A 12,083-nucleotide genomic window follows, 5' to 3' on the forward strand; every position below is an offset into this window, starting at 1 on the left:
GATCGCCCGCCCGGACCCTCGAGCAGCTCCAAGCCCTTCTGCCCGAGTCCGCCGACAAGGGAGATCAAACCTGACAGTTATTCAGATACAAGCCCTGGGCAAGGTCGGCAACTGCCAGATCGGCGTCAGCGTCCACGCCCTGTCCGACACCGCCTCCTGTCCGTTGTCCTGGCGCCTGTTCCTGCCCGAGTCCTGGGACGGACCCGAGGCGGCCGCACGCAGGGCAGCCTGCCGGATTCCCGAGGACGAGCACCACCGGCCGAAATGGGCCTTGGCCCTGGACATGCTCGACGAACTCGCGGGCACGGGGCTGCGGCCGGCCGTGCTGGTCGCGGACACCGCCTACGGCGCCAACGCCGACTTCCGCCGCGGCCTGGAGGACCGCTTCCTGGCCTATGTGCTGCAGGCCAAGGGCGAGATGACCGCCTACGGTGAGGACGCCGAACCGCACCGGCCACCCTACGGGGGCCTGGGGCCGCGGCCGTTGCCGCGCTACCGCACCCGACCCGTCTCCTTGTGTGAGCACGTGCTGGCCGCCGGACGCGGCGCGGGGCGGAGCCTGACCTGGCGCAAGGGCTCGAAAGCGGCGATGAGCTCGCATTTCGTGCTCCTGCGGGTGCGCCTGGCCGGGCGGCGTCCCAAACCGGCCGCCGACGGCACGATCCCCCTCACCTGGCTGATCGCCCAGTGGCCCGAGGGCGAGGCGGAGCCGGTCAAGTACTGGATCTCGAACCTGCCCGCCGACATCCCCGCCAAGGACCTGGTCCGGCTGGCGAAGTCACGCTGGCGGATCGAGCACGACTACCGCGAGCTGAAGACCCGCCTCGGGCTGGACCACTTCGAGGGCCGCTCCTTCATCGGCTGGCACCGCCACGTCACCCTCGTCAGCGCCGCCCACCTCTTCCTCACCGAACAGCGCTCCCTCCCAAAAGCCCTGTCCAGGGCCTGACCTTCGGCCAGGCCCTGGAGCTCCTCCAACACCTCATCGCCACCTGGACCGGCCACTGCCCCACCTGCCGACAACCCCTCCCATGGCAGACCTACGACACCACCTAACAAAGCACTACTAGTGCGGGCAGACCCGCATGTGCTCTGACCTGCGACGGGGAGTTTGGCGGGGCGAAACTCACCGGCCTTGCGGGGCGGAACTCACCAGGCTTGCAGGGTGCGGTGCGCGGCTGCGCAGTCGGCGAACCGCCTGCGCGGTTGCGACTGCGCCGGTTGCAGTCGCACCGGCTGGCCTGCGACGGGAAGTTTCAGCGAAGCGAAACTGACCGGGTACCGGGGCGGAACGGCCGCGAGTTCGAACGGCCGCCGGTGCGGGCACGGGCAGGGTATGGGCGAGCGACGCACCAGGAGCCGGCCGCCCCGGCCGACGAGGCCGAGGCACGAGACTGACCGGGGAGCTGCGCACGGCGATCGAGGAGATCCGCTCCGCCGTCATGCTGCTCGCCCGCCGGGTGGGTGCGCGAGCTCGCGGCCCGGCACCGCCGGACGCTGGAGCGGGCCGCCGACGCCATCGAGCAGGCCACCAGCCGGGCGGCGACGGCCGGCTCGTCGAGGAACTCGCGCACGACCTGGCGGCCGACACCCTCACCCACAGCGCGGGCACCGACGGCGCCCTGCCGCAGCTGGCGACGGGCGAGCGGATCGCGCTGATCGCGGTCTGCGCGCTCGCCGCAGCCATGCCCGGCACGGTGCTGAACGACCTGACGCGCGAGCTGCCCGCCCTCGCCGACACGATGGACGCCGCCGTCCAAGCCAGCCGCACCGCCCACCCGGACACCGGCGAACTGGGCGACAACCCGGCCGCCGACGCCGTCGAGCGGGCCGCGGGGCGGGAGGTCGTCCCGGGCGGCGGGGGGCAACTGGACGAGGAGCTGGCGTACGACCTCAGCGCCGACGTCGTCACCGGCAGCGTGGTCGCCGATGGGCTGCCGGGGCTGTCGATGGGCGAGCGGATCGCGCTGGTCGCGGTCTGCGCGCTCGCCGCCTCGGTGCTGGGCGAGCTGGAGCGCGAGCTGCCCGTCCTCGCCTCGACGATGCAGGCCGCCACCGACGCGGGCATCGCGGCGGGCCCGCAGTAAGGTCCGCCACGGTGCCCGGCTGGCAGCAGCGGACACTCAGCGGATTGCTAGGGTGATCGCCAGTCAGGGGCGGCTAAATTATGGGGGATCCGTGAGCTCGCAGTATGGAAGTGACCGACCGCACGGTGAGCCGCAACCTCTGCCCGCTCCGCCCGGTGCGCTCGTCCCTCACCAGCCGAAGTGGGCATGGTGGGTGGTGGGGATCGCGATCCCACTGGCGGGCATCCTCGTCACAGTGCTCGCGAGCCGTCCGGGAACCAGTCCCACTGCTGCGTCTCCCGCTGCCGCAGCATCCTCGACGAACACACGGACGGCTTCAAGCGGCCAACCCCCGCCATCGGCCATCGGGTCGGCGCAACCCAGCCCGACCCAGCCGGCGCGGGTGCTCTTCGGGCCGGGAGAGGTGGTGGTGGATCCCTCAGACAGTAGTTGGAGCAGCGGAAACATCGAATTGGACTCCGCGCCGCCCTTCGGAGTGCCTGGCCCTGGGTCAGACGTGTCCATCGGGTTCACTACTGGTACCCCGTCCCTCACCAACTGGAGTTCCGGCCCGACGATCGCCCCGTGGCCCGGTGACGGCCCGGATCCTGACGAGAGCCAGTGCGCCGAGCAGGTTCGCAAGCACGGCACCTACAACGGCGGTTCGATGCCGAGAGGTGCCCGATTCTGCGCCCAGACCCGGGAAGGACGAATTGCCTTCCTCCGCGTCACAGTGAGCCCAATCGGCCGCGCCCCTCTCCACCTCCGAATCACTGTGTGGGACCTGCCACAAGGCTGAGCCAGTTAGCAACAAGCGCGGCAGCCCGGGACGCCCTGCAGGGTCGTTTCAAAGTCAATGCCGGGAAGATAGGGCCGTGAGCAGGCTGTCAAGCCGTTGGGGGAAGTTGATGTAGGGCGGTGGGTCTTGGCGTAGGACGGGAGTTGACCAAGATGCCCTACCTGCGGGAGCTGTGTTGCCCACTCAATCTGACGTGCCCACCTGCGCCGAATCCGGCCGAGGCGCGTTCGCGGCCGGGCATCTCGGCGAGCTGACGCAGATCATCACACCGGCTGTGGTCGACGAGGTGTTGAGGGCGACGCGTCGGGTGGAGAAGCGGGTCCGCAAGCTGCCGTCGCGGGTGGTGATGTACTTCGTGCTGGCCATGGCGCTTTTTCCTCGCGAGGGGTACCGCGGCGTGTGGGCCTTGCTGGTCGCGGGCCTGGCAGGGGAGGTCTGCGATCCCTCCGCCGCCGCGTTGCGCCAGGCCAGCCGCCGGATAGGGCCTGAACCGCTCGCCCTGCTATTCGACCAGCTCAAGGGCTGTACGGCCTCAGCGGAGACCCTCGGCGCGTGGTGGCGCGGGCTGCGAACGGTGGCCTGGGACGGGACCACCCTCGAGGTGGCCGACAGCCCGGCCAACGCCGCGTCCTTCGGCTACTACCAGGCCCGTCGAGCATCGACGTATCTGCTGGTTCGGCTCACCGCCCTGGTCGAATGCGGGACCCGGGCTCTGGTGGATGTGGTCACAGGGCCTGTCACCGACAGTGAGAAGAGCCAGGCCCAGCAACTCTGCGGGGTACTGCGACCGGGCATGCTGCACCTGGTCGATCGCGGCTCCGACGGCTTGGAGCTGATGCGACAGGCCGTCGGCACGGGGGCGCATCTGCTGTGGCGGATCAACGCCGGCCGCATCCTGCCCGCCATCCACGTGCTCGACGACGGAAGCTGGCTGTCCATGGTCTCCACGCCCACCGGCCGCAACCAGCTGGTGCGCTGGGTTGACCGCGACCGACGTCGCGGGATGCCTCCCCAGGTCCATGGTGTCGCCGTTCGGGTCATCGAATCCGACATCACCGTGACCGACCGGGCCACGGGAACCTCGCGCACCAGCCGCTTGCGCCTGGTGACCACACTTCTGGACCACCACCGTTACCCGGCAAGCGAGTTGGCTGCCCTGTATCACGAGCGATGGGGGGTCGAGACTGCCTATTACGGGTTGAAGGTCACCGCGCTCGGCTCGGGAACCGTCCTGCGCTCCCATCACCCGCGCGATGTATTCCAAGAGCTGCTCGGACTGTTCATCGTGTTTCAGGCCGCTCGGCGCACTGCGGCGCAGACCGCCACGGCGGCCGGTCTCGACCCGGACCGGATTTCACTGACCGTCACACTCCGTACCGCTCGCCACACCGTGATCAACGCCGACCTGCGCTCCACGCGGAGGTCGGCGCGACACCACGCATCACCGCTGCCACCCTCAACCCCCGAGCTCTGGGGCCCAAGCAGCGGCGTCCCCGGATCCTTCCCCGCCGCGTGAAACGCAGCCAGTCCAAGTTCGCCTACAACGAGACCAGGAACGACAAGGTGCTACAGAGAGCAATGACTACGATCACTGTCGCCCCCTGCCTCGGCCCTTGACAGTCTGCTCACGGCCCTATCTTCCCGGCATTGAGTTCAAAGACGTCCTGTGCGAGGCCCTCGCGCGCGGCGAACTGATCCCCGCGCCATAGCGCACGGCGCCGCACAGGCACGCCCCGTTCTACTCTGGCAAGCCGAGCAGCCGAAGCAGGAGGCCGAGGCCCTCTCGAGGACGGCTGGCCGGGACCAGCCCGGCCCGACCAACCGCCACCTCGCCAGCGCGCCGGGCAGCGGCCGCGCCCGCCGCTGCGGCAGATGCCCGAGGGCGTGATCGATGTGGAGTCCGGGCAACCGTTCGATGAGGTGAGGGCCGGGTGGGATGTGAGTGACCCCCTCGAGCCGGTACGGCCTGAGGAGGCCGCGTGATGCACGGGTGTCCGGCCGCGGCGCGGCCATGGTCCCCGGGGGCCGGGCCCGGCGTAGCGCGGGCACCCGCGCCACGCATCGTGCCGCCCCGTCGACGATCCTCTGTTTCAGATCAAGGGGAAAGGGCGTTCGGAGACCTTGGGCCAGTCCTTCGCGTGAAACGTCGGGGGCTGGTCCTTGCCGGGCCGGGGCGGGTTGAGGGTGCGCACCGTGGCGCAGTCCGGGCTGAGGGTCATCGTGACTTTCCTACCGGTCAGGGTGATGGCGTCGCGGCCGATAGCCACGGCGCCCTTCGTCGGTGCGCGCATGAGACGGTCGAGGACACGGTGCAGGGCCTCGCACCGGTGCTCCACGGGTACGTTGCGGAAGTACGGGCTGTTCAGCGCTTCGGCATGGAACACGACGTGGGGCAGGCGGGCTACGTGGCGGATCCGGGCCTCGTTGGTGATCGGCCGCCGGCGTACGGGCTCGGGAGCCGGGTTGCCGCGCCGGTCGTAGTAGCCGTCCGGCAGCAGCGGCCACGTCGGCACGGGCAGGGCCGCCGCCCGTCGGGCCGCAGCCTCCTGTTCCTGCACACGCATCCTTTGCTCGTGCGCCACACGCCGCTGCTGCTGCGCCAGTTCGTTCGCCGCACGGCGCTGCTGCCGTTCCTGTTCGCGGCGCCGCCGGTCGGCCAGGTCGCGGCGGAGGTCCTCGAGCGGCACATGGGCGTCGTCGAACCAGGAGTGGCCCGGGCTGCTGTAGCCGAGGACGTGCCTGGTGGCCAGGTCCAGGAGGAATGAGTACGCGACTTCCCCGTCGGCCTTGGGGCTGCGGGCCCGCACGATCCCGCCCGCGTCGCGGGCGAGGCGTCCGACCTGGAGGAAGCGTTCCAGGAGCCGGCGGACCTCGGCGACGGCGGTTACCTCGGAGACGGTGTGCGCGGCCATGTACTCCCGCTGGGCGTGCCGCGTGACGGTTACAGTGCGGGCGAACTCCTCCGCGTCCTGCTGGGAAAGGACCTCGAGCGGCTGCCATGTCCCGGGCGAGGAGCTGGCGTTCGGGGCGGGGGTGAAATCGTCCATGCCTGGCACCCCTGTCAACCGGTCGGTGCGGCGAGCCGCAGCTGGCGGACGACCACATGGGCAAGCCTGTTCGCAGCAACCGCGGCAGGCCCCGACCGGTGGCTGATCAGCTCAGGCGAGTCGAAGAGCCGGCCGAGCTCACTAAGCCGCGGCCATAGGGCCAGGTCGACAAACCCGTCAGGCAGGGCGTTTCGCACCTCGACAGTCCTGTGGTGCGGGAAGGCCCCGTCGGGACCGGAGAGGGCGAGCACACAGTTGGTGTCCGGCCGGGTGCGTACCGCGTGGGCGAGGGCGGCTGCGATCTCCTCGGCGGGCCGAGGGTGATGCCGCTGCTCGATCAGGTCGGACCAGCCGCTGACGAGGTCGTCCCCGGCTTCCCGGGCCGCCACCCAGACAGCGAGCTTGTCCTGGCACAGCCCGGAGCCCCAGCGGGTCACGGCATCGTCCGCGACCTCGTCCAGCAGGCCAGCGAGGGATCTGTCCGCCCGGGAGGTCAGCTCCTCGTGGATCTCCGCGAGTGGGCGGGTCAGCCACTCGTCGACGACGGCCGTCCACAGATCGCCGTGACGTCGAAGACCCTCCTCGGCGAGGAACTCGACAAACGCCCGCTGACGTTCGCGGCCCCGCAGGTCCGTGGGGTCGGGGAACTCCCGCTGCAGGTTCTCGTTGACGGAGGTGCTCTCCTCCCAGGCCTCCGACCACCAGGACTCGACGTCCTCGGCATCGGACCGGTCGTAGGGCAGGTCCTCGACCTCAGGCGCTTCGTTGCCGTCGCCCTCGGTCACGAAGTAGGCCCAGTCCCACGCGAACTCCACGTTCAAGACGTTGAGCAGGCGCTGCCGGTCGGTGGTCGCCGTGGGCGCGCGATGGAAGTAGCCGGTTGCGCGTGCATCCATCCAGTCGAAGAACCGGACCTCCTCGGGCCGCAGGTCCACCTGCTCGGTGTGCCCCCACATCGAGGGCCGGTACTCGTCGAGCAGGACCGCAACGTCGGCCGACGACGTGAGAAGGCGGTGCTGGAACACGTGGCCCGCATCCACCACAACAACATCGAACTCGCGGCGAGCGGCGGTGATCTGCTGCTCTGCGATCTCCCGGGTCAAGGACCCGAGCATGATCGGCTGCCTGAGCACTCCCCCCGGCAACTCCGTCCACGTCCCCGGCTGCGGCGGCTGCACGCGGAGGACGGCGAACACGCCCACCGGGTCGTCTCCGGCGAGAACCACGACCCTCACACCCGAGCGCGCGAGGGCCCCGGCCAGAGCGAGCACCATGGTGGTGCAGCCCCTGCCTCCCTTCCCATCGCCCGCGGTCACGGCGACAACACCGCGCACCTGCTCCCCGCTGTCAGGGACCACCGGCCGCGGTGCCAACCGGTCGGAGCGAGGCCCGCTCAGCTCCTCCTGCGTCGGCGGACGCAACCGCCACGCAGGAGCGCCGCCCTGGAACAGACCGGCCCGGCGCAGCGCGCAGCTCCACAGCGCTTCGTCACCGTGCAGCTGCGCCGTGAGCGCGCGCCAGGCGGCGACCTCGGACGGATGCTGGTGGTCGAGGTCCCACAGCGGGGTCAGGCCCGCCTGCTGGACGGCGTGCGTGGCGGCGGCGAGGTCCTCCCGGGCAGCGGCCACGCTGGCGCGGCGGCTGGGAAGCACGTCCAGGGCGGCGTGCTCGCCCGGGCGCCTCAGCCACAGGTAGGGGCTGGCCCGGTCGATGAACGCCCGCAGCCCGGGCACTCCGGCAACGGTGCCCTCGGTGGTCAGGCTCGGCAGCAGACGTGCCAGCACCTGCCCGTGGAGTCCGGCGGCCGGCAGGAGCAGCAGCTCGTCCAGTCCGGGGGTGGTGCCGGCCAGGCCGAAGAGGACCGTGCCCGGGGTGGGCAGAAGGTCGGACGCGGGCCGGGCGAGGGTGAGGAGTACAGCGGCTTCCAGGCGGATCTGCTGCGGATCGTCGGCCTCTGGGACGAGGCCCTGAAAGAGACCGTTGCGGCGGAGCCAGTTCAAGGCCTGGGTGTACGACTCACCGGTGTACCGGCCGCGCAGAGCGGCGGTGGTGTTCTTGGGCATGAGAGTTCCCGACTGCGGCACGACGCCCCGGACCAGCATGCCGCGCAGGCGTGGTGGTCATCGCACTGACGAAGCGTTCGCCTCTTTCCGTCGCGGGAGCGCAAGCGGGTCCGGGCCGCGGTGCGCAGACGGGGGCAGCAGTGGCTGCCGACCCTCAGGGTACACGCATCCGCCTCTGAGTCCGGAGACATCAGCGAAGACGCCCGCATGCCCATCCGCCGCGGCACGAACCCATCGCGCCGTTCACGGACATCGTCGACGCCGTCCGCACGTTGCCGCCTGCGCACCACCCGCCTCCAGGCTCGGGGAGCAGCAGCTGTGGTTGCCACAGCCCTACCGGCGGGCCAGAAGCAGTCGACGCCCGACCGGGACCGGGCGAACTTGGCCCAACGCTTGATAGTTTCCGTGTCAGAGGATGCTCCACAGCTGTTTGGTGTCACCGCGTGCGACCTGGCTGATGCGACGTCGGACCTCGTCGAGCGTTGTGCTGCCGGGGAGTGCCCGTTTGGCGTTGGTGGTGATCATTCTCAGTTCGCGCAGGGCGGCCAGGACCGGATAGCCGGGCCAGTCGGTGATGTCGAGGCCGTATTGGTTGGCGAATGCCTCGTAGTGTGCCTGGCCGTGTCCGAAGCGGCGGCAGTGGATCTCGATGGTGGTCAGGTCCCACTCCGGCTGGCCGAACGCTGCGGTGTCCCAGTCACACAGGACGGCCCGGCCGTCAGGGGTGTGCAGTGCATTTCGGTGCTGCGGGTCGCCCTGAATGACCGAGGGCTTGAGCAGGTAGGTGATGTCGCCGAGCTGATCCGCGAGGCCGTCGGTCATGCGGCTCAGGAGGTCAAGCTCCTTGTTGGTGAGCACTTCGGCGGCGGCCAGAGAGCGGCGGATGGCACCGACCGTGTCCACGGCCGGTAGGTGAACCGGCGGATTGGTCAGCTGGTGCAGGGCCCGCAGGGGGGCCGCGAGCTGCTCGGCGGCTACAGGGTGCTGAGGCTGGGGAAGGTAGGTCCAGATTGTGGCGAGGTGGCCATCGAGTTCCACCGGCTGGGGCACGGGGTGGAGGCCGACCGTTGGAAAATCCAGCTCAGTGAGCCAGGTGACCAGGGCGGTCGTCCGGCGGACTGCTGCGGACGGTGTGCCTAGTCGGGCGATCTTGAGGACGGCCCTGTCGGCGGGCAGATGGTAGACCGCGTTGGTGTGGCCGCGGAGCAGGACGGCGCCGTCGGGATCGAGGCCGGCCGTGTGGCAGACCTGCTCGAAGACGGAGGCGAGGTGTGTGGCCGTGTACCCGCCGGCGGAGACTGCGGTGGTAGACATGGTGGCCAGGGTTTCGTACGGCACAGGCCTGTGTCACGCCCGGCCGACGGGCAGAGCAAGGGCTTGCGCGAACTGCCTGGCAGGACGTCCCGCTTGGAGCTGTTCGGGCAGTATGTCGATGACGTCCTGGGCCCGGGCGCCGAGGATCGCGGTTCGGTGCGGTCCGGGTACCTCGCTGTAGGTGTGCGCGGCCAACTGCAGGGCATCGGTCGGGTTGCGCTCGGCCACCAGGCACATCGCCTCCTCGAGCCGCAGCAGCGCCGGGTCGATGCCGCCGTGCCCCTCCGGGTAGAGCGCAAGGGCTTGCTGCTGTGCGTGCCGGGCCTGGCTGGTCTCGCCGATCGCGGTGAGAGCACCGGACAGGTAGAGCCACAGACGCCGCTCCGGGAAAGCCCAGGCGTCGTTCTCCCGGCCGGGATGGCAGTGCTCGAACAGCTCATGGGCCAGGCGGATCGCCGCCTTCGCTCCGTCACGGTCTCCGAGACGGGCGAGCGCCCGGGCCTCTGCCGCGACGGCGAAGACCGAGGTTGGGCCAGGGCGGCCTCGGCTCAGCAGCCGGGCCTCCCTGGCCAGCTGTGCGGCCGCCGTCAGGGGACCGTAGTAGTAGGGGAGCATCGCCGCCTGCACACGGACCCGGGCACGAAGCTCCGGGTTGCCGGCGTCGTCAGCGGCCAGTCGGGCGGTGCCGTACCAGCGCTGGGCGTCGGGCAGTCGGCCGAGTTTCATCATCGCGTCAGCCACCAGCGTAGAGGCAACTGCCGTGAGCTCCGACAGGCGGCACTGCGCCGCGGCGGGCTGCCGCTCGACGGCCAGGGCCTGGATGTCCTCCAGGTCTCGCAACAGGAGCTGGATCATCTGCTCCGGCGGGGCGGTGACGTAGAGGCAGCGGGCACTCTGGAGCCGCTCATCGAGCAGGTCCAGCTCGCCAGGGCTGACCGTGGTGTCGGCAAGGGTGCGGTTGATCGCACGACGGGTACGCTCCGCAAGGTCGTGCATGGGGTCCCGCTGCGCCAGCCCGGCCGGTGGGGCTGACAGCCGGGCCTCCGCCGTGGGGCCTGCCAGGCCAAGGCCACTGGGCGTCGATTCGTAGAGCCGGCACAGCAGGCGAACGGTGTGCTCACGGGGACGTACACCGAGATCCTCCCACCCGCGCAGTAGTTCCTTGGTGCCCCGGAAAGGCTCCTGGCCGGCCTTCTCGGCGAGATCCACCAGGTGCCTGATGGCCTGCGGGCGGCTCCACCCTCTGGCCTGTCGGTGGGCGTGGAGGTTGCTGACCCCGCAGCACTGCCGCAGAGCGGCCACGAGAGCCAGCAGTCCTCCCCTGGAGACCTCCTGCGATTGCCGCAACCGCACTGCGCACTGCCGGCCGTGACCAGTCGTCATACCGGCATTGTGAGGGTCACCAGCACCCGATGCGCAGGCCGCGGAGAAGTTCCTTCCGAAACGGCGTGACTTCGCTGCCGAAAGTGAGTCGTGGCCTGGAAGCGGCACAACTTTCGGCCCAACTTCTGCCGTCCGGCCCGGCTTTGCCCGGTTGTCACGCTCTTCCGTCGCGACGAGTCTTGCCGAGCCCGAACAGGAGCAGGCCGCTCTCGGTCATCAGCTCCGGCGTTCGTGCCAGTCGGCATCTCGAAGGAGGACGGCGTGACACCCATCATCTCTGCCAGAGCAGGCGGCGCCTTGCTCGGCCGCGAATGCGCCGGTGATCGGCGTTCTGGCGGGGGCCGAGGCCGAACCGAAGTGCTCGCACTCGACCCCGACGAGCAGAACGTCCAGGGCGCTCGATCGTTTGCCGCAGAGGTTCTTGCGACCTGGCGCGTGAGCACCCGCATTGCAGAGTGTGTGCCGTTGGTGGTCAGCGAACTGGTCACCAACGCGATCCGCCACAGCCCCGAACGGCCGACCGATTTCAAGATCCAACTTCGGATCGCGTACAGGCCCGGTGTTCTCGCGATCGGGGTATCGGACCCGCACCCCGGCACGCCGGTGCTGCGCTCTGCAGGGCCCGCGGAGAGTCACGGACGGGGCCTGCGGTTGGTAGAGGCCTACTGCGACGAATGGACCGTGCTTCGCACCGCGGACGGCGGAAAGCAGGTCTGCGCCTTCTGGGCCCTGCCCGATCCCTCGTCGCCCGTGGGCCGCGACACGGCCACGCCGCTCGCAGACTGACTCCGCCCGTCCCCTTCTTCGATGATCGCCTTCAGCAAAGGGCAACGATGACCTCATCCCGCAGGCGGCTGCTCCCGGCGCCGTCTCGGACGGTCGCCCCCGCTCCCGTTCCGGGCACCGATCGTCTACTTGGGCCGATCGGCAGCGTCACACCAGTAGCTCGTGAGCATCTCGCCCGGCCAGGCGGGCTCCGTCACCTCACCGCGCGGCCCCATCTCGGTGAAGTACGGCGCAATGTCGATCACGGGCGTTCCATCCACGGCATCCAGATCGGTGACGTGAAGGTCCCGCCCGTCGACCCGCAGCAACCGCGGGTAGGAGATGGCCATCTGGTTCGGCCTGCGGTGATTGCGGTGGACGAAGGTGCCGGTAGCCGGCCACCGAGCGTCCCCACGCGGACTGCGGGCGTGGAGCTGAACGTCCTCCGGCGAGGCGAGGTGGAAACGCCAGGTGACCACCACGTGGGAGAACTGATCAAGACCCTGAACGGTCTCCAGGGGATAGTCCGCGTTCAGCCGGATGATCGACTCGACGCCGCCCTGGTAATCGTCGGCCACCTGGGGGTGGCCTCCGACCACGGTCGCGATCGGTGTGATCAGGATCGGCTGCACGGGGGTCTCCAATC

At 70.0% G+C, this 12,083-nt stretch carries 8 protein-coding genes and 1 pseudogene; 4 read left to right on the forward strand and 5 right to left on the reverse strand.

Features of this window, described 5'->3' with window-relative positions; genetic code table 11:
* Window positions 1-94: 94 nt before the first annotated feature.
* The 3 genes and pseudogenes from ACWEQL_RS00005 to ACWEQL_RS00015 form a co-directional block, all read left to right on the forward strand.
* A pseudogene (locus tag ACWEQL_RS00005) lies at window positions 95-949 on the forward strand (IS701 family transposase); the annotation flags it as partial.
* A 493-nt stretch (window positions 950-1,442) separates the two neighbouring features.
* The gene (locus tag ACWEQL_RS00010; protein ID WP_452147801.1) at window positions 1,443-2,087 is read left to right on the forward strand and encodes a hypothetical protein; all 645 of its coding nucleotides are present in this window, start codon (window positions 1,443-1,445) and stop codon (window positions 2,085-2,087) included.
* Window positions 2,088-3,058: 971 nt separating this feature from the next.
* Window positions 3,059-4,381: an IS4 family transposase gene (locus tag ACWEQL_RS00015; protein ID WP_452147802.1), complete on the forward strand. Its 1,323-nt coding sequence runs from the start codon at window positions 3,059-3,061 to the stop codon at window positions 4,379-4,381.
* Between the two features lie 574 nt (window positions 4,382-4,955).
* Here the strand turns inward: ACWEQL_RS00015 and ACWEQL_RS00020 are convergent.
* The 4 genes from ACWEQL_RS00020 to ACWEQL_RS00035 all read right to left on the reverse strand — a co-directional run bounded on the left by ACWEQL_RS00020 (window position 4,956) and on the right by ACWEQL_RS00035 (window position 10,498).
* Window positions 4,956-5,912, reverse strand: a complete 957-nt coding sequence (locus ACWEQL_RS00020) for a hypothetical protein (protein ID WP_452147803.1) — start codon at window positions 5,910-5,912, stop codon at window positions 4,956-4,958.
* A 14-nt stretch (window positions 5,913-5,926) separates the two neighbouring features.
* Window positions 5,927-8,014 (reverse strand): hypothetical protein, encoded by a 2,088-nt coding sequence (locus tag ACWEQL_RS00025; RefSeq protein ID WP_452147804.1) that lies wholly within the window; start codon window positions 8,012-8,014, stop codon window positions 5,927-5,929.
* Window positions 8,015-8,383: 369 nt separating this feature from the next.
* On the reverse strand, window positions 8,384-9,289 hold the full coding sequence (locus ACWEQL_RS00030) for a phosphotransferase family protein (protein WP_452147805.1): 906 nt from the start codon (window positions 9,287-9,289) through the stop codon (window positions 8,384-8,386).
* Window positions 9,290-9,322: 33 nt separating this feature from the next.
* Complete coding sequence (locus tag ACWEQL_RS00035; RefSeq protein ID WP_452147806.1) at window positions 9,323-10,498, reverse strand: XRE family transcriptional regulator; 1,176 nt, start codon at window positions 10,496-10,498, stop codon at window positions 9,323-9,325.
* Window positions 10,499-10,933: 435 nt separating this feature from the next.
* Here ACWEQL_RS00035 and ACWEQL_RS00040 point away from each other — a divergent pair, with 435 nt between their 5' ends.
* Complete coding sequence (locus ACWEQL_RS00040) at window positions 10,934-11,458, forward strand: ATP-binding protein (RefSeq protein WP_452147807.1); 525 nt, start codon at window positions 10,934-10,936, stop codon at window positions 11,456-11,458.
* A 125-nt stretch (window positions 11,459-11,583) separates the two neighbouring features.
* Here ACWEQL_RS00040 and ACWEQL_RS00045 read toward each other — a convergent pair whose 3' ends face one another.
* The gene (locus tag ACWEQL_RS00045) at window positions 11,584-12,069 is read right to left on the reverse strand and encodes an SAM-dependent methyltransferase (protein ID WP_452147808.1); all 486 of its coding nucleotides are present in this window, start codon (window positions 12,067-12,069) and stop codon (window positions 11,584-11,586) included.
* Between the last annotated feature and the right edge of the window lie 14 nt (window positions 12,070-12,083).

The organism is Kitasatospora sp. NPDC004240 (genome assembly GCF_053603215.1).

Excerpts from the sequence above, each read along its gene's own strand:
- ACWEQL_RS00020 (WP_452147803.1), bottom strand. The coding sequence starts at position 5,912 with ATGGACGATTTCACCCCCGCCCCGAACGCCAGCTCCTCGCCCGGGACA.
- ACWEQL_RS00010 (WP_452147801.1), top strand. The coding sequence starts at position 1,443 with ATGCTGCTCGCCCGCCGGGTGGGTGCGCGAGCTCGCGGCCCGGCACCG.
- ACWEQL_RS00030 (WP_452147805.1), bottom strand. The coding sequence starts at position 9,289 with ATGTCTACCACCGCAGTCTCCGCCGGCGGGTACACGGCCACACACCTC.
- ACWEQL_RS00025 (WP_452147804.1), bottom strand. The coding sequence starts at position 8,014 with ATGCTGGTCCGGGGCGTCGTGCCGCAGTCGGGAACTCTCATGCCCAAG.